We start from the raw sequence: 17,456 nt of genomic DNA on the forward strand, positions 1-17,456 counted from the left end.
GTCCTCGGGGGCACTTTTCCGCGCTCCGGCGTCGGATAATTTATCCCGATGCATCCCGTGCAGCACAGACTCACAGGAGGAAAACGCATGCCTAAGAAAGCACCCACGGCCCCGCGCAAAACCATCCGCGGAACGCCCGAGCCGGCAGCGGTCGCGCTGCAGACTCCCACCCCGCAGACCCCGCAGACCCCGCCGGAGCTGGACGCGGCCTACTTCGCCCGCCTGATCGACGAGCGGATGGAACACACCCGTGAGCAGATCAGCACATTAACGGCCGTGATCCGGGAAGTCACCCTGGCCGCCAAGGACATTCCGGCAGACGACGAACACGATCCCGAAGGAACTACGGTTTCCGTAGAGCGGGCCAACGAGGTGGCACTCCTGGCCGCAGCGGAAACATCGCTCCTTGAACTGATGGAGGCACGGGAACGCCTGAACACCGATAGCTACGGCATCTGCGAACGCTGCGGGACGGCGATCCCGACGGCCCGGCTCGAAATCCGTCCCGAAACCCGCTTCTGCGTGGAGTGCGCTTCAGCCCGCCGGCGGTAAGCGCACCGGCGACGGTGCGGTTGAACCGTGTGCGCCGCCTCACCGCCGTCCGGAAACGCGGCGGGGCGGGGATAGAATCTACGTGCACTTCAACCAACACCTTAAGGACTCGTACCACGCATGAGCATCACCATCCGGCTTGCCACCGAGGCTGACTTTGACGACATCCGCCGGATTACCCGTGAGGCTTACCTGCACGGCAATCACATCGAGGCTGACAACCCCTACGTCAAGGAACTGGAAAACGTCGAGGACCGCGCCAAGCACACCGAGCTGTGGGTAGCAGAGCTCGACGGCAAGGTGGCTGCCTCCGCCGCAATCACCTACGCGGGCCAGCCCTACACGGACATCGCCATTGAAGGCGAACTGGAATTCCGGATGCTCGCCGTGGATCCGACCCTCCAGCGCGGGGGAGTGGGCCGCGCGATGGTTAACGCCATTGTCGATTACGCCCGGAACAAGGACGGTATCGAGGCCGTCAGCCTCACCAGCATGACCACCATGCTGAACGCCCACGCCCTCTACCTGTCCTGCGGGTTTGAACGCGTTCCGGAACGGGACTGGACCGTTCCCGGCGAAGACTACATTCTCTGGGTGTTCCGCAAGGCCGTTTAGCCCTCAATCAGTACGCGGCCCCGGCCGTCCCGGTGCCCGACGGCGGCGGGACGGCTTTTGCGCGTCGGCAGCGTGTTGCAGCGCGCCGGCAGGGTGTGGCGGCGGCCTCCATGCCCTGCCCCGAAACGCCGTAGACTGGAACGGATACCGGCGTAAAGCCGAAAAACGTTCCTAAAAGACGCATGGGAGACTCATGTCTGAGATCAATCGTGAGGCTGTGGCGCATCTGGCGCGGCTGGCCCACATTGAGATGACCAACGACGAGCTGGACAAGATGGCCGGCGAACTCGATGTCATCGTGGATTCGATCAAATCCGTAAGCGAAGTTGCCGGCGAGGACATCCCGGCAACCTCCCACCCCATCCCGCTGGTCAATGTCTTCCGTGAAGACGTTGTGGGGCAGACGCTGACCAATGAAGAAGCACTGTCCGGCGCCCCGGACAACGCCGCCGGCCGCTTCAAGGTCCCTGCCATCCTGGATGAGGAGTAAAAGCTTCCATGAGTGAACTGATTACATCAAGCGCCGCACAGCTGGCCGCCAAGCTGGCTTCCGGCGAAGTGTCCGCCGTCGAGGTCACACAGGCCCACCTGGACCGCATCGCGGAGGTGGACGGCGCCATCAACGCCTTCCTGCACGTCAACACCGATGAGGCGCTGCAGGTTGCCGCCGACGTCGACAGGGCCCGCGCCGCCGGCGAGGAACTGCACGAACTGGCCGGCGTCCCCATCGCCATCAAGGACCTGATCGTCACCAAGGGCCAGCCCACCACGGCAGGCTCCAAGATGCTCGAGGGCTGGATGAGCCCCTACGACGCCACGGTGATCTCGAAGATCCGTGCCGCGCGCATGCCGATGCTCGGCAAGACGAACCTGGACGAGTTCGCCATGGGCTCCTCCACGGAACACTCCGCCTACGGCCCCACCCGCAACCCGTGGGACCTGGACCGCATCCCCGGCGGCTCCGGCGGCGGGTCCGCTGCCGCCGTCGCCGCTTTCGAAGCACCGCTGGCACTGGGCACCGACACCGGCGGCTCCATCCGCCAGCCGGCCGCCGTCACCGGCTCCGTGGGCGTGAAGCCCACCTACGGCGGCGTTTCCCGCTACGGCGCAATCGCCATGGCTTCCTCGCTGGACCAGATCGGCCCGGTCTCCCGCACCGTGCTGGACGCCGCGCTGCTGCAGGAACTCATCGGCGGCCACGATCCCCGCGATTCCACCTCCCTGACGGACCCCGTGGGTTCACTGGCCGACGCCGCCCGCAACGGCAGCGTCGCCGGCATGCGGATCGGCGTCATCAAGGAACTGCAGGGCGAAGGCTACGAAGCCGGCGTCCAGGCCCGCTTCACCGAGTCCCTGGACATGCTGCGGGATGCGGGTGCGGAAATCGTTGAGGTGTCCTGCCCCAACTTCAAGTACGCCCTCGGCGCCTACTACCTGATCATGCCGTCCGAGGCCTCCTCGAACCTGGCCAAGTACGACGGCGTCCGGTACGGCATGCGCGAGCTGCCCGCCGAGCCGCCGCTGACCATCGAACGCGTCATGAGTGCCACCCGCGCCGCCGGCTTCGGCGACGAGGTCAAGCGCCGCATCATCCTGGGCACCTACGCCCTGTCCGCCGGCTACTACGACGCCTATTACGGCTCGGCCCAGAAGGTGCGCACCCTGATCCAGCGCGACTTCAACGCCGCGTTCGCCCAGGCCGACGTGCTCATTTCCCCGACCTCGCCCAACACGGCGTTCAAGCTCGGCGAAAAGCTGGACGATCCGCTGGCCATGTACCTGAACGACGTCGCCACCATCCCGGCCAACATGGCCGGCGTCCCGGGCATTTCCATCCCCGGCGGCCTGTCCGACGGCCTGCCCGTCGGCATCCAGTTCCTGGCCCCGGCCCGCGAAGACATCCGCCTCTACCGTGCCGGCGCAGCCCTGGAGGGCCTGCTCGAGCAGAAGTGGGGCGGCCCGCTGCTGGCCTCGGCACCCGTACTCGGAGGAGTGAAGTAAATGTCCGTCCATATCCAGGATGAAACCCTGTCCTTCGAAGAGGCCATGGAGAAGTACGACCCGGTGCTGGGGTTCGAGGTCCACGTGGAGCTGAACACCAAAACCAAGATGTTCTCCGACGCCCCGAACATCTTCGGCGACGAGCCCAACACGGCCGTCACCCCGGTGGACCTGGGCATGCCCGGCGTGCTGCCGGTGGTGAACAAGAAGGCCGTGGAGTACTCGATCCTCATCGGCCTTGCGCTGAACTGCAAGATCGCCGAATCCTGCACCTTTGCCCGGAAGCAGTACTTCTACCCGGACACGCCCAAGAACTTCCAGACCTCCCAGTACGAAGACCCCATCGCGTACGACGGCTACCTGGACATTGAGCTTGAAGACGGCACCGTGTTCCGCGTCGAGATCGAACGCGCGCACATGGAAGAGGACGCCGGCAAGCTGACCCACATGGGCGGAGCCACCGGCCGCATCCAGGGCGCAGACTTCTCCCTGGTGGACTACAACCGCGCCGGCGTGCCGCTGGTCGAGATTGTCACCAAGCCGATCGAGGGTGCCGGCTCGCGTGCCCCCGAGCTGGCCAAGGCCTACGTGGCGGCCATCCGGGAAATCGTGAAGAACCTGGGTGTCTCCGACGCGAAGATGGAGCGCGGAAACGTCCGCTGCGACGCCAACGTTTCGCTGCGCCCCTACGGCCAGGAAAAGTTCGGCACGCGTTCGGAAACGAAGAACGTGAACTCGCTGCGCGCCGTCGAACGCGCCGTCCGGTTCGAAATCCAGCGCCACGCCGCCGTCCTGGACTCCGGCAACACGATTGTCCAGGAGACCCGGCACTGGCACGAGGACACCCGGTCCACCACCTCCGGCCGGCCCAAGTCCGACGCCGATGACTACCGGTACTTCCCGGAACCGGACCTGGTTCCCGTGGTCACCACCACGGAATGGATCGAAGAGCTGCGCTCCCGCCTGCCCGAGCCGCCGGCCGAGCGCCGCAAGCGGCTCAAGGAAGACTGGGGCTACTCCGACGCCGAGTTCCGCGACGTCGTCAACGCCGGAGTCATGGAAGCCATCGAGGAAACCATTGCCGCCGGTGCGTCCGCGCAGGTGGCCCGCAAGTGGTGGATGGGTGAGGTTGCCCGCCGCGCCAAGGAAGCCGAAGTGGATCCGGTGGACGTCGGCGTCACGCCCGAGCTGATCGTGGAACTGGACCGCCTGGTGCAGACCGGCAAGATCAACGACAAGCTGGCACGCCAGGTGCTCGACGGCGTCCTCGCCGGCGAAGGCACCCCGGAGGAAGTCATCGAGAAGCGCGGCCTGGCCGTGGTGTCCGACGACGGCCCCCTGCTTGAAGCGATCGACGCCGCCCTGGCGGCCCAGCCGGACGTCGCGGACAAGATCCGCGGCGGCAAGGTCCAGGCCGTCGGCGCCATCGTGGGCGGGGTTATGAAGGCCACCCGCGGCCAGGCCGACGCCGGCCGCGTCCGCGAGCTGATCCTGGAACGCCTCGGCGTGCAGGGCTAACGCACCGAGAGATCGTGGGGGGACCCCGGCAGGCATTGTGCCTGCCGGGGTCCTGCTGTGTGAGGCCTGCTGTGTGTGGCCCGCTGCACACCCGGCGGGTACGCTGACGAAATGGCCAACCTTCCCGCTGCCGAAATCTCCGCCGACCCTGCGCTGGTGCGGCAGCTGGTGCGGGAGCAGCACCCGGACCTGGGCGGGCATTCCCTGACGCAGGCCGCCAGCGGCTGGGACAACTACATTTACCGGCTGGGCACGGAGTATGCGATCCGGCTGCCCCGCCGGCAGTCCGCCGCCGGACTCACGGCCAACGAGCAGCGCTGGCTCCCGCAGCTGACCGCCGACGTGCCCGTATCAACGTCAGCCCCGCTGTTCCGCGGGACCCCGTGCGAGCTCTATCCCTGGCCGTGGAGCATCACCGCCTGGTTTGACGGCCAGGACGTGTCCTTATCGCCGCGGGACCGCAACGTTGCCCTGGCCGAGCCGCTGGCCGCCTTCCTGAACGCCTTTCACCGGCCGGCACCGGCGGACTATCCCCGCAATCCGTTCCGGGGCGGGCCGTTGGCCGATCGGGCCGAAGCAGTGCAGGGCAGGTTGAACAGCGGCATGGTTCCCCACGCCGCCAGGGTGCAGGAACTCTGGGACCAGGCACAGGACATCCCGGCCTGGACCGGGCCCCCGCTGTGGCTGCACGGCGACCTGCACCCGGCGAACCTGGTGGCCAAGGACAACACCCTGCAGGCGGTCATCGATTTCGGCGATCTCACCGCGGGTGATCCGGCCACGGACCTAGCTGCCGCCTGGCTGGTGTTCGACGCCGAGGGCCGGGACACCTTCCGCCGCAGCCTGGGCGACCAGTACGACGGCGACCCGTACGTGTGGGAGCGGGCGCGCGGCTGGGCGATGTGCATGGCCACCATCCTGCTGGCGAACTCCGACGATGCCCCGGGGCTGTACCTGGTGGGCTCGGAAACCCTGATGGAGATCCTCACCGGCGACCGGGAGAGGTTCTAACCCGGTGGCGGCAGGCAGCTGGAAGCATTCTGTCCGGATTTCCACTGAAGGCGACGGGCACGTGCAGGAGGACACCTGCGGCTACGCAGGCTCCACGGCCTGGGTAATCGACGGCGCCAGCTCCCTCTTGCCTCAGCTCGGGCTGCCCGGCCCCTCTGACCCGGCCTGGTATGCCCGGAACCTTGACCTGTTACTGACTGATGCCGCGGTTGCCGTTGGGGTTGCGCCCGCCCCGCAGGTGCTGGCCGATGCCCTGACCCGGATGGACCAGCTGGCCCGTACCCTGGCCGGCGAGGAGCGGATCCGCTTCCCGTCTGCCGCCCTGTGCCTGGCCCAGCTGACCGGGGACGGCGTGGAGATCCTGGCACTGGCGGACTGCCACGCGGTGGTGGAACTGGAAGACGGTTCGTTGGTGCATGTCACCCATGAACCCGCCGATATCCGGATCGGCACGGAACATTCGGCGGACCCGGCGCGCGAACGCGAGATGCGGGTACTGGACCGGGAACTGCGCAATACCCCGGGCCGGCTATGGGTGGCCCGGCGGGAAGCCGAAGCCGCTTACCAGGCCCGCACAGTCCGGCTCGGCCCGGCACGGCGGGTAGTGCTCGCCTCAGACGGCGCCTGGCGGGCAGTGGACCTTGGCATTGTCGACGGGCCGGGCGGCTTCCTGGCGGCGGCAGGCTCCGCCGTCCCCGCGCAGGAGATGCTGCTGGCCCTGCGCACGCTGCAGTCGGGGCTGGGGGAAAGCGCTGACGATGCCACCATCCTGACCCTGGAAAGGACCTCCCGTGACCGCTGACATTTCCTGTGACGTCCTGGTGATCGGCGGAGGGATCGCCGGCCTGTCCCTGGCCGCCGAACTAGCCTCGCGGCTGGCGGCATCCCCGGAAACCCGGGGGAGGGCCGGCGGGGTTGTCCTGGTGGAAGCCGAACCGACCTTGGGCTACCACACGTCTTCCCGCTCGGCCCGGCAGCTGATCCCCAGCTACGGTCCGCCCGTTATCCAGGACCTGACCCTGCGTACCCTGGCATTGATCCGGGCAGCGGAAGCAGATCTGCCCGAACCGATCCTGGCGCCCCGGAGCTTCCTGCTGATCGGGGATGAGGAGGCGGTGCGGGACAGGGCAAGCACCCACATGCATCCGGTCATGCCGGCTGAAGCCCTGGGACTGGCTCCGGAGCTGCGGCCGGAGACTTTCAGTGCTGCCGGATTGGACACCACCTCGGTGTCCTGCAACACGGACGCCCTGCTGGAATTCCATCGGGCACGGCTGCTGGCAGCGGGGGGCCGGATTATCACCGGGCAGCGGGTCGAAGCTGCCCGGCAGGCAGGGGAGGGGACGCTGTGGAAAGTGTCTGCTCCGGGCATGCGTTTCCAGGCTTCAACGGTGGTCAACGCGGCCGGCGCCTGGGCAGACACCCTCGCCGGTGTCTTTGGGGCGCAGCCCCTGCGGCTCACGCCCTACCGCCGCACCGCCGCCGTCGTCGACGTTGAACGACCGCTGGAAGCCGGCGCACCGATGGTGGCTGACGCCTCTGACCGGTTCTACTACAGGCCGGAGGGCAGGCAGGTACTGATCTCGCCGTCGGAGAGTGAGCCAAGCGTGGCGGAGGATGCCCGGCCACGGAACGCGGATGTGCAGGCGCTCGTGAAAGTGGTGAACAGCGTCACAACCATGGGTATCACCGGGGTTGCCCGAGCCTGGACCGGACTGCGGACGGAGGCACCCGACGGGGTGCCCGTGGTCGGCTGGGATCCAGCCGTGCCGGGGTTCTTCTGGCTGTCGGGACAAGGCGGATACGGGTTCCAGACCTCGTCCGCCATCGCAGAGCTGGCAGCGGGGATCCTGCTTGGCGAGGCCGTAGGAAAAGAGGCCCGGAACGCCCTTAGCCCCGCTCGAGTGCAAGTGTGACGAAAGTCTCACCAATCGGCGCGTAACGAATCAGCCAAGGTGCGCGCGTATGGTCATTAGGGTCCCGAGACATGCCTAGAGTTGTACTAACAAGCGCGTTCCCAAAAACCCGAATGCATTAAAAGTTCGGTGCCCGAAAGGTCAGTCTCAGTGCCAGATTTCTTGCCGCCAAAATTTGTTGGCGTGCAGCAGCGTCCGCTTTACATCCGGGTTCGTTCCATCCTGGAAATTCTCAGTACGCTGTGGCTGATTTCTGCCGTTATCGGCATTGGTTTCTTTTCCGGCGGGACCACATCGCTCGCCTTTTCCCTGATTCTTCTTTACGGCACGGGTGCGGCCCTGCTGGTTGTCATTACGGCGCTTTACCGCGTCCTCTCCCGTGCGGCACGCCAGCGGGTTGAGGCCGCCCCCGATGACAACGCCGCCGCCGTGTTCGTGGACACCACCCGGTCAGCGACCGAAGAAATCATGGCCGCTCTCCGTCCGGCCGCGCCGTATGGCCGCCCCGGCGTCTCCGTGCGGATGCCCCAGTCGGTGGATGCCCTGGATGTGGCCGCAGCCCTGACGGCACGGACGGCTGCAATGACCTCTGCCGTGGCCGCCGAGAAGTCCGCGGCCGCCGCCGCTGCGATGGTTGCTCCCGGAAAGTCGACTGGCAGCACGTCCGCAGTGAACAAGTCCGCCGTGAACAAGTCGGCCGTAAACAAGTCGGCCGTAAACAAGTCCGCCAGTAAGAAGAAGGCTGCTCCGAAGCAGCCTGCCCAGCCCAAGAAGGTACAGGCCGCCAAGTCCCGCCCCGCCAACAACAACGGCTCGCGCGGCACCGCCAGCCAGGCCTCCACTGCTCCGAAAAAGAACACCGGCGGCAAGAAGCCGGGTTCGGCCGGGAAAGGTTCCGGCGGGGAGAAGGCCTCCAGCAGCGGGTCTGCCGGAACCAAGAAGCCTGAACGAGCCGCGGCTCCGGAAGTGAGCATGCCCGGGATCCGCACGGCTCAGCAGGAAATTCTTCCCCGCCAGGCCGGTGCGCCGTCCTGCGGTCTGTCCGCCGGTGCAACCCGTCCCGCTGGTCCGGGCCCGCGTCAGCTCATCGCCGCCTGACCGTCCGCGGCGCCGCATACTCAGGTAGTTGTCAGGTTGTCTTCAGCACCTACCCAGACGGGCCGTTTATCGTCGTTAGTACCTCATAAGGGTGCGAGTGATGAATGGACCGAGTAGTGACCGGTCCGGACGCCGGCAGACTAGGGTTGTTTCCCCCAACCAGCCCCAAGTCTGCCGGCGTTTTCCCTTTTAACCCGCAGGTCTTGCCGGCCCGGTGCTATTCGGCGCTGAACTCGCGGAATTCGCCGGTGGCCGGGGAAAAGGATTCCTCCACGCCGACCACCACGCCCGGAGCCTTCGGGCCGCGCAGGAATTCCCGAAGTCCGTCCAAGGCCGGTTCCCTGCCCTCGGCCACCACATGGACGGATCCGTCCGCCGCGTTGGAGACCACGCCGGTCAGGCCCAGCTGCACGGCCTGCCGAAGGGTGCGGTACCGGAATCCGACGCCCTGGACCTCCCCGGTAATCCGGGCCGTCAGCCGGCGGGCGGTTCCTTCCGGATGCTCTTGCTCGTTCATCTGGACAGCGTAGCTGCATCTCCAAAGCGTCGCGCGGGGTGACCGCACGGGAGCGCCGCGGGATCGCCCCAGGGCGGCCGGAGGTTCTTCGAAGCGAAAATCAGTGCAGGCGGGTTCCCAGCTCTGCCTCCACCGCTGCCAGCAGGGAGCCGCCGTCGACGAGCACCCTGAGAGCCTCGATTTCCGGGGCGAGGTACCGGTCCGGACCGGGCCCGGGGACAACAGTCCGAATCACGGCCCGTGCCGCCGTCACTGCGGGAGCGCTGCGGGAAGTGGCCGTGCCGCCGTCGCGCATGTCCAGCCCCCGCGCCGAGGTCAACAGCTCAATGGCCAGTACCCGGGTCAGTCCGTCCAGCGCCCGGCGCAGCTTCAGCCCCGCCGCCCAGCCCATCGAGACATGGTCCTCCTGCATGGCGGAGGACGGGATGGAATCCACCGATGCCGGCACCGCCAGGCGCTTGAGCTCCGAGACAATTCCGGCCTGCGTGTACTGCGCGATCATGTGCCCGGAGTCCACACCGGGGTCGTGGGCGAGGAAGGCATTGAGGCCGTGGCTGCGGGACCGGTCCAGGAACCGGTCGGTGCGCCGCTCGCTCATGGAGGCAACGTCCGCGACGGCGATGGCCAGGAAATCCAGCACATAGGCCACCGGCGCACCGTGGAAGTTGCCGTTGGACTCCAACCGTCCGTCAAGCGTCACCACCGGGTTGTCGATGGCCGAGGCCCGCTCGGCTGCGGCCACGGCTTCGGCATGCAGCAGCGTGGAGCGGGCGGCGCCATGAACCTGGGGCGCGCAGCGCAGCGAGTAGGCATCCTGCACCCGGGTGAATCCGCCAGTCTTCTGCTCCTCGATCAACGCCGATCCGGACAGGACCGAGCGGATGTTCTCCGCCGACTCGCTTTGCCCGGCCTGGGGCCGCAGTGCCTGGAGGTCGGCGGCAAACACACTGTCGCTGCCGAGCAGGCCTTCCACGCTCATGGCGGCCGCGAGATCCGCCGTGGCCAGCAGCCGGTGCAGGTCCGCAATGGCCAGGGTCAGCATCCCCAGCATCCCGTCCGTGCCGTTAATGAGCGCCAGTCCCTCCTTCTCCTGCAGCTCCACCGGTTCCAACCCGGCCGCGGCGAGCGCTGCCGAGGCGGGCACCAGCTGCCCGCCGGCGTCGCGCACTTCCCCTTCACCCATCAGCGCCAGGGCACAGTGGGAGAGGGGAGCGAGGTCTCCGGAGCAGCCCAGGGAGCCGTACTCGCCGACCACAGGGGTGATGCCCGCGTTGAGTATCCCCGCGTAGGCCAGCGCGACGGCGGGACGCACTCCGGTCCGGCCCGTGGCCAGCGTGGCCAGGCGGTTGAGCATCAGGGCACGCACCACTTCCCGGTCCACTTCGGAGCCCGACGACGCCGCGTGGCTGCGGATCAGCGAGCGCTGCAGCTGGATGCGCTGCTCCGGCGGGATCTGCTTGACCGCCAGGGCACCGAATCCGGTGGAGACGCCGTAGTGCGGCTTGTCGTCTGCGGCCAGGGCCTCGATGACCCCGCGCGAGGAGGCCATGGCAGCCAGGGCCTCGGGAGCCAGCGCCACCCGCACCCCGTGCCGGGCGACGGCGAGGATATCCTCGCCGGAGAGCGGACCAACCCCCAGCTCGACGGCGGCGTCCACGTTGTTGTTGCGTAGCTGCATGCTTGTTCCTTCTGCGCTTGGAGGGCCCCGGTTGCTATCCATCTTGCCCTTTCAACCCGGTGCGGAGAGGGACCCGGACAGATTCGGCTTCTGGGATCCCAGACACTGGCCTAGACTCTGGACATGCCCGCCGCCTATACCCGTGTCCAGGTCCCGGCCGCAGCCCAGGTCCTGGCCATCCTGCGCTATCTGGGCCAGCAGGCCGGTCCGGTCAGTGCGTCCGCGGTCGCGCGGGACCTTTCCTTGCCGCGCTCCACCACCTACCACCTGCTCGCGGCGCTGGTAAGCGATGGTTTTGCCGTGCACCTGCCGGAAGAACGCCGGTATGCCCTCGGTGCTACGGCACACGAAATGGGCACCGGCTATGCCCGACAGGCTCCGCTGCAGCGGATTGCCCGGTTCCCGCTGCGCCGGCTGGTGGCGCAGACCCGCTTCACCGCGCATCTGGCAGTGCTGCAGGGAACGGACGTGATTTACGTGATCGAGGAACGGGCTCCGCGCCAGCAGCCGCTGGTAACCGACGCCGGCATCCGGCTTCCGGCACACCGGACTGCCAGCGGCCGGGTCCTGCTGGCCGGGATGACCGGTGCCCAGCTGCGGGCGCTCTATCCGGATCCGGGGACGGTACGGTCCTCCCGCAGCAGCGGCGCCGGCCTGCCGGGCCTGCTTGAAGAGGTCCGACGGCGCGGCTATGCCTGGGAAGAGAATGAAGTCACCGAGGGATTCTCTTCCATTGCCGTGCCCGTACCGGACCGCTCCGGGCACGCGGTCGCCGTCCTGACCCTGACCGCGCCCAACCTGGCCCCGCCACCGGGCATCCAGGCGCTGGCAGACCAGGTCCTGCCCGATCTGCTGCGGTGCGCCGCAGAGCTTTCCCGCCGGCTCGGCGCCCGGCCGCAGCCTGCTCCCAATGTGTCTGGCATCCCAGACGTCCGCAGCGGGGTGGATGACCCCTGAACCGCCCGGGGCTACGGTCTGGCTATGTCTTCCACCTCTGACCCGTCCCGCCGCATCCGGGCGCCCCGCGGCACCACCCTCACCGCGCACAGCTGGCAGACCGAGGCGCCGCTGCGGATGCTGATGAACAACCTGGATCCGGAAGTAGCCGAACGGCCCGAGGACCTGGTGGTCTACGGCGGCACCGGACGGGCCGCCCGCAGCTGGGAGGCCTACGACGCCATCATCCGGACCCTCTCCACGCTGGCCGACGATGAAACACTGCTGGTGCAGTCGGGCAAACCAGTGGGGGTTTTCCGCACCCACGAATGGGCGCCGCGTGTCCTGATCGCCAACTCCAACCTGGTGGGGGACTGGGCCACCTGGCCCGAGTTCCGCCGGCTGGAAGCGGAGGGCCTGCTGATGTACGGCCAGATGACGGCCGGTTCGTGGATCTACATCGGCACCCAGGGCATCCTGCAGGGCACTTTTGAAACCTTCGGAGCCGTGGCCCGTAAGCTCTTCGGCGACGAAAACGCCACTCTGGCCGGCACCCTGACCCTGACCGGCGGCTGCGGCGGAATGGGCGGCGCGCAGCCGCTGGCTGTCACGCTGAACGGCGGAGCGGTCCTGATTGTCGACGTTGACGAGGCCCGCCTGCGCCGACGCGTCGGGAAGCGCTACCTGGACGAGGTGGCACCGGACCTGGACACCGCCGTCGCCCGCGTCATGGCTGCACGGAACGAAAGACGTGCCCTGTCCGTGGGGCTGGTGGGCAACGCCGCGGAAGTGTTCGAGGAACTGCTGCGCCGGCAGCTGGCCGGGGAGGTCACCATCGACATTGTTACCGACCAGACCTCCGCCCACGACCCGCTGAGCTATCTGCCCGCCGGCATCCCCGTGGACCGCTGGCAGGCCGAAGCCGCCGCGGACCCGGAAGGCTTCACCAAGCAGGCCCGCGAGTCCATGGCCCGGCAGGTTGCCGCCATGGTCGGGTTCCAGGACGCGGGCGCCGAAGTCTTCGACTACGGCAATTCCATCCGGGACGAGGCACGCCAGGGCGGCTATGCGCGGGCCTTCGACTTCCCCGGCTTTGTCCCCGCGTACATCCGTCCGCTTTTCTGCGAGGGAATGGGGCCCTTCCGCTGGGTGGCGCTCTCCGGCGATCCGCAGGACATCGCGGTGACCGATGCAGCCATCAAGGAGCTGTTCCCCGAGAACTTCCGCCTGCACCGCTGGATCGACGCCGCGGCCCAACACGTCGAGTTCGAAGGCCTGCCCGCGCGCATCTGCTGGCTGGGCTACGGCGACCGGGCCAAGGCCGGGCTCCTGTTCAACCGGCTCGTCGCCGAAGGCAAGGTGAGTGCGCCCATTGTGATCGGCCGGGACCACCTGGATTCGGGGTCGGTGGCCTCTCCCTACCGGGAGACCGAGGCCATGGCGGACGGGTCGGATGCCATTGCGGACTGGCCGCTGCTCAACGCCCTGCTGAACACCGCTTCCGGAGCCACCTGGGTGTCCCTGCACCACGGCGGCGGCGTGGGCATCGGCCGGTCCATCCACGCCGGCCAGGTGGGCGTGGCGGACGGAACCGAGCTGGCCGCCCGTAAACTGGAAACCCTTCTGACCAATGATCCGGGCACCGGCGTGATGCGGCACGCGGACGCCGGCTACTCCCGGGCCGCGGACGTCGCCGCCGAACGCGGAGTACGCATCCCCATGAACGAATAAGCACCCCGCCTGGAGAAAACCATGGACACTGACACTGTTACCGGCCTGCTCGCTTCCATTGCCGACGTCGGACGGGATTCCCGGCGCGGCGGCTACTCGCGCCCGGTGTTCTCCACGCCGGAGCTGACGCTGCGCGAGTGGTTCCAGGCGGAAGCCCGAAGTCGCGGACTGGACGTGGAAACGGACCGCAACGGCATCCTCTGGGCCTGGTGGGGGCAACCCGAACGCGGGGCACTCGTGACCGGCAGCCACCTGGACTCCGTGCCGGGCGGCGGAGCTTTCGACGGGCCGCTGGGGGTGGCCTCCGCGCTCGCCGCCGTGGACCTGCTGCGTGAGCGGGGAATCAGCCGCAACCGCTCCCTGGCCATCACCGTCTTCCCGGAAGAGGAAGGGTCCCGCTTCGGCGTGGCCTGCCTGGGTTCGCGGCTGCTGACCGGCGAAATCGATGCTGACAAGGCCCGGAACCTGCGCGATGCGGACGGCACCACCTTTGCGGACGCCGCCCGGGCCAACGGACTCGACCCCGCGCGGCTGGGACGCGACGACGAGGCGCTGGCCCGGATCGGGGACTTCGTGGAACTGCATGTGGAGCAGGGCCGCGGGCTCGGCGAGGACGGACCGGCGGTGGCCGTAGGCGGATCCGTGCTGGGCCACGGCCGCTGGCGGATCAGCGTTTCCGGGCAGGGGAACCATGCCGGCACCACGGCCATGGCGGACCGCGCCGATCCCATGGTTGCCGCCGCCCAGATCATCCTCGCCGTGCAGAAGGCCGCCGAAGCCGTCGACGGCGCCCGGGCCACGGTGGGCCGGATCGCGCCGGTGCCCGGCGGCACCAATGTCATCGCCTCCCGGGTGGACCTCTGGCTCGATGCCCGGCACCCCGACGACGCCACCGCGCTGGCCCTCGTGGAAAGCATCCACGGCAAGGCGCAGAAAATCGCCGCGTTCGAAGGCTGCACCGTCTCCCTGACACCGGAATCCTGGACCGGCGCAGTCAGCTTCGACGCCGCACTGGGCCGCAGCCTGGAACTGGCTCTTCCGGGAGCCCCGGTGCTGGCCACGGGGGCGGGGCACGACGCCGGCATCCTCGCCGGACACGTGCCCTCCGGAATGCTGTTTGTCCGCAACCCCACCGGGATCTCGCACTCCCCGGAGGAACACGTGGAAGCCGACGACGCCGACGCCGGAGCCGTGGCGCTTGCCGACGCGCTGGAGGCGCTGCTGTGAGCGGTGCGGCGGGCCCCACTGCCGCCGGTCCTTCGATCGAGGGTGCTGCCGTCTGGTGTGAGGCGGGGTGGTACGAGGGCAGTATCCGGGAAGGCATCCGGCTGACGGTCGACTCCGCCGGTATCGTTACGGCGGCCGTGCCCGGGACGGAAGCCGAACCCGGGGACCTGGTGCTGTCCGGCGTCGTCTTCCCGGCAGCCGCCAACGCCCACTCGCACGCCTTCCACCGGATGCTGCGAGGACGCACCCACACCGCCGGGGACTTCTGGAGCTGGCGGGAGCAGATGTACTCGGCCGCGGGCACCCTCACGCCGGAACTCTACGAGCAGCTGGCGACGGCGGTGTTCGCGGAGATGGTGGTCTCGGGATACACCAGCGTGGCCGAATTCCACTATGTACACCATGCCCCGGACGGGTCCGCCTATCCCGGGCACGGAATGGAACTGGCCCTGGCCCGGGCCGCAGTTGCCGCCGGCATCCGGCTGACCCTGCTGGACACCTGCTATCTTTCCGGCGGTTTCGGGCCCGGCGGGTCCGGGACGCCGCTGGACGCCCGGCAGCGGCGGTTCGGGGACGCCGACGCCGATGCCTGGCTGGAGCGTTTCGCGTCGCTGCAGGCGGCGGCCGGGGAGCGGTTCGATCCGGAGCAGGTGAGTGTCGGGGCCGCCCTGCACTCGGTCCGCGCCGTACCGGAAGCTGCGCTGGCCCGTATCGCGGAGCGGCTCCCGGCCGGGATTCCGCTGCACATCCACCTGTCCGAACAGCCGCAGGAAAACGCCGGCTGCCTGGCCGCCACCGGGCTGACCCCCACCGGGCTGCTGCACCGGCACGGGCTGCTCGGCCCCCGGCTCTCGGCCGTCCACGCCACGCACCTGACGGACGCCGACATCGCCCTGCTGGGAGAGGCCGGGGCCACTGCGGTGTTCTGCCCCACCACGGAAGCGGACCTCGCTGACGGACTTGGCCCGGCGGGAGCTCTGCGGAACGCCGGAGTTGCCCTGGCGCTGGGCAGCGACCAGCACGCCGTCGTCGATCCGTGGCTGGAAATGCGGGCGCTGGAATACGGAGAGCGGCTGCGGACCGGAAGGCGCGGGGCGTTTACCCCGGCGGAACTGCACGCCGCCGCGTCCGACGCCGGGACCGCCGCTCAGGCACGCACAGCCCCCGGGCTGGAACCGGGGAAGGCCTGCGACCTCATGGCCGTGGACCCGCACAGCCTGCGCACCACCGGGTCACGGCCCGACCAGCTGGCCTTCTCCGCCACCGCTGCGGACGTGACCGCCGTCGTCGTCGGCGGCCGGCTGCGCGCCCGGAACGGTTCGCACACTTCGCTGGGAAACCCGGCCGCCCTGTTGCGGGAGGCCATTGCCGCCGTCGACTCTGCGGCCGCTCCGATGGACAAAACCCGCTTGGAAGGAACCCGGCGCCCATGAGCTCCGCTTCAACACTGGTCACGAACATCGGCGAACTCTCCACCCAGGACGACACCGCGGACACCCCCGTGCTGCGGGACGCGGCCGTGGTGTTCGAGGGGGAACGGATCAGCTGGATCGGCCCGGCGGGGAACGCACCGGCGGCAGACGAGGTCATCGACGCCGGGGGACGGGCCGGACTGCCCGGCTGGGTGGACTCGCACACCCATCTGGTGTTTGCCGGGGACCGCAGCGGGGAGTTCGAGGCACGGATGGCGGGGCAGGCCTACGCAGCCGGCGGGATCGCCGTCACTACGGAAGCCACCCGGGCGGCGTCGGACTATGACCTGACCCGGATGCTCCTGGCCCGGGCCGCCGAAGCCGCGGCGGGCGGCACCACGTACCTGGAAACCAAGACCGGCTACGGGCTGAGCGTGGAGGAGGAACGCCGGCATGCCCGGATCGCCTCCACGGTGGCGGACGCCGTCACGTTCCTGGGCGCGCACCTCGTCCCGGACGGAGCCGACGCCGACGAGTACACGGAGCTGGTCTGCACCGACATGCTCGCTGCGGTGCGCCCGTACGTCCAGTGGGCGGACGTCTTCTGCGAAAAGGGAGCCTTCACCGAGGAGCAGTCCCGCCGGGTGCTGCAGGCGGCCCGGGATGCGGGCCTGGGGCTGCGGGTGCATGGAAACCAGCTCGGCCCGGGGGCCGGGGTGCGGCTCGCCGCGGAGTTCGGGGCGGCCAGCGTCGACCACGTGAACCACCTGCCCGACGACGACGTCGCCGCGCTCGCGGACACATGGTCCGGGTGGGACCCGGGTACCGGCGTTCCCGGAACCGTCGCAACGTGCCTGCCCGCCTGCGACCTGTCCACCCGGGCACCCCTGGCTCCGGCACGGAAACTGTTGGACGCCGGGGTGCAGGTGGCATTGGCTTCCAACTGCAACCCGGGAACGTCCTTCACCAGCTCCATGGCTTTCTGCGTGGCCACCGCCGTGCTCCAGATGGGACTGACCGTGCAGGAAGCCGTCCGGGCCGCCACTTACGGCGGCGCCCTGGCACTGCGGGTGCACACCGGGTCCGACCGGGACGGTGCCCGGGCTGTCGGCTCGCTCGCCGTCGGACACCGTGCCGACCTGCAGCTGCTCAACGCGCCCTCAGCTGCCCATCTGGCGTATCGGCCCGGCATGCCGCTGACCGGCATGGTGTTTCGAGCCGGGGTGCCGGTGCGCCGCTGAGCG

Annotated in this window: 16 protein-coding genes; 14 read left to right on the plus strand and 2 right to left on the minus strand. The window is 68.7% G+C overall.

The window, feature by feature from the left end; translation table 11 throughout:
- The first annotated feature begins 87 nt into the window (after window positions 1–87).
- The 9 genes from NNX34_RS13920 to NNX34_RS13960 all read left to right on the plus strand — a co-directional run bounded on the left by NNX34_RS13920 (window position 88) and on the right by NNX34_RS13960 (window position 8,711).
- On the plus strand, window positions 88–552 hold the full coding sequence (locus tag NNX34_RS13920) for a TraR/DksA C4-type zinc finger protein (RefSeq protein ID WP_255767103.1): 465 nt from the start codon (window positions 88–90) through the stop codon (window positions 550–552).
- A gap of 120 nt (window positions 553–672) precedes the next feature.
- Window positions 673–1,167, plus strand: a complete 495-nt coding sequence (locus tag NNX34_RS13925; RefSeq protein ID WP_255767105.1) for a GNAT family N-acetyltransferase — start codon at window positions 673–675, stop codon at window positions 1,165–1,167.
- A 193-nt stretch (window positions 1,168–1,360) separates the two neighbouring features.
- Entirely contained in the window at window positions 1,361–1,657 is a 297-nt protein-coding gene (gene gatC / locus NNX34_RS13930; RefSeq protein ID WP_227924393.1) for an Asp-tRNA(Asn)/Glu-tRNA(Gln) amidotransferase subunit GatC, read from the plus strand.
- A gap of 8 nt (window positions 1,658–1,665) precedes the next feature.
- Window positions 1,666–3,168, plus strand: a complete 1,503-nt coding sequence (gene gatA, locus NNX34_RS13935) for an Asp-tRNA(Asn)/Glu-tRNA(Gln) amidotransferase subunit GatA (RefSeq protein ID WP_255767106.1) — start codon at window positions 1,666–1,668, stop codon at window positions 3,166–3,168.
- Complete coding sequence (gene gatB / locus NNX34_RS13940) at window positions 3,169–4,686, plus strand: Asp-tRNA(Asn)/Glu-tRNA(Gln) amidotransferase subunit GatB (protein ID WP_255767107.1); 1,518 nt, start codon at window positions 3,169–3,171, stop codon at window positions 4,684–4,686.
- A gap of 111 nt (window positions 4,687–4,797) precedes the next feature.
- On the plus strand, window positions 4,798–5,697 hold the full coding sequence (locus NNX34_RS13945; protein ID WP_255767108.1) for an aminoglycoside phosphotransferase family protein: 900 nt from the start codon (window positions 4,798–4,800) through the stop codon (window positions 5,695–5,697).
- 61 nt (window positions 5,698–5,758) lie between these two features.
- Window positions 5,759–6,499: a protein phosphatase 2C domain-containing protein gene (locus NNX34_RS13950; protein ID WP_255767109.1), complete on the plus strand. Its 741-nt coding sequence runs from the start codon at window positions 5,759–5,761 to the stop codon at window positions 6,497–6,499.
- Entirely contained in the window at window positions 6,489–7,613 is a 1,125-nt protein-coding gene (locus NNX34_RS13955) for an FAD-dependent oxidoreductase (RefSeq protein WP_255767110.1), read from the plus strand. The genes NNX34_RS13950 and NNX34_RS13955 overlap by 11 nt, the downstream gene beginning before the upstream one ends.
- A gap of 183 nt (window positions 7,614–7,796) precedes the next feature.
- Complete coding sequence (locus NNX34_RS13960) at window positions 7,797–8,711, plus strand: hypothetical protein (RefSeq protein WP_255767111.1); 915 nt, start codon at window positions 7,797–7,799, stop codon at window positions 8,709–8,711.
- A gap of 217 nt (window positions 8,712–8,928) precedes the next feature.
- Here the strand turns inward: NNX34_RS13960 and NNX34_RS13965 are convergent, their stop codons facing one another.
- A complete protein-coding gene (locus NNX34_RS13965; protein ID WP_255767113.1) occupies window positions 8,929–9,228 on the minus strand; it encodes an acylphosphatase in 300 nt (99 codons plus the stop codon).
- 100 nt (window positions 9,229–9,328) lie between these two features.
- Window positions 9,329–10,906 (minus strand): histidine ammonia-lyase, encoded by a 1,578-nt coding sequence (gene hutH / locus NNX34_RS13970; RefSeq protein ID WP_255767114.1) that lies wholly within the window; start codon window positions 10,904–10,906, stop codon window positions 9,329–9,331.
- Window positions 10,907–11,029: 123 nt separating this feature from the next.
- Between hutH and NNX34_RS13975 the strand changes: the two genes are divergently transcribed.
- The 5 genes from NNX34_RS13975 to hutI are packed head-to-tail and all read left to right on the plus strand — an operon-like array spanning window position 11,030 to window position 17,453.
- Window positions 11,030–11,863: an IclR family transcriptional regulator gene (locus NNX34_RS13975; RefSeq protein WP_255767115.1), complete on the plus strand. Its 834-nt coding sequence runs from the start codon at window positions 11,030–11,032 to the stop codon at window positions 11,861–11,863.
- Between the two features lie 24 nt (window positions 11,864–11,887).
- Window positions 11,888–13,573 (plus strand): urocanate hydratase, encoded by a 1,686-nt coding sequence (gene hutU / locus NNX34_RS13980; protein WP_255767116.1) that lies wholly within the window; start codon window positions 11,888–11,890, stop codon window positions 13,571–13,573.
- A 21-nt stretch (window positions 13,574–13,594) separates the two neighbouring features.
- Window positions 13,595–14,800 (plus strand): allantoate amidohydrolase, encoded by a 1,206-nt coding sequence (locus tag NNX34_RS13985; RefSeq protein WP_255767117.1) that lies wholly within the window; start codon window positions 13,595–13,597, stop codon window positions 14,798–14,800.
- Window positions 14,797–16,233, plus strand: a complete 1,437-nt coding sequence (locus NNX34_RS13990; RefSeq protein ID WP_255767118.1) for a formimidoylglutamate deiminase — start codon at window positions 14,797–14,799, stop codon at window positions 16,231–16,233. Before NNX34_RS13985 ends, NNX34_RS13990 begins: the two co-directional genes overlap by 4 nt.
- Entirely contained in the window at window positions 16,230–17,453 is a 1,224-nt protein-coding gene (hutI, locus tag NNX34_RS13995; RefSeq protein WP_255767119.1) for an imidazolonepropionase, read from the plus strand. The genes NNX34_RS13990 and hutI overlap by 4 nt, the downstream gene beginning before the upstream one ends.
- Window positions 17,454–17,456 lie beyond the last annotated feature (3 nt).

The sequence above is a fragment of the Arthrobacter sp. zg-Y1116 genome (assembly GCF_024385485.1).
GTDB lineage: Bacteria > Actinomycetota > Actinomycetes > Actinomycetales > Micrococcaceae > Arthrobacter_B.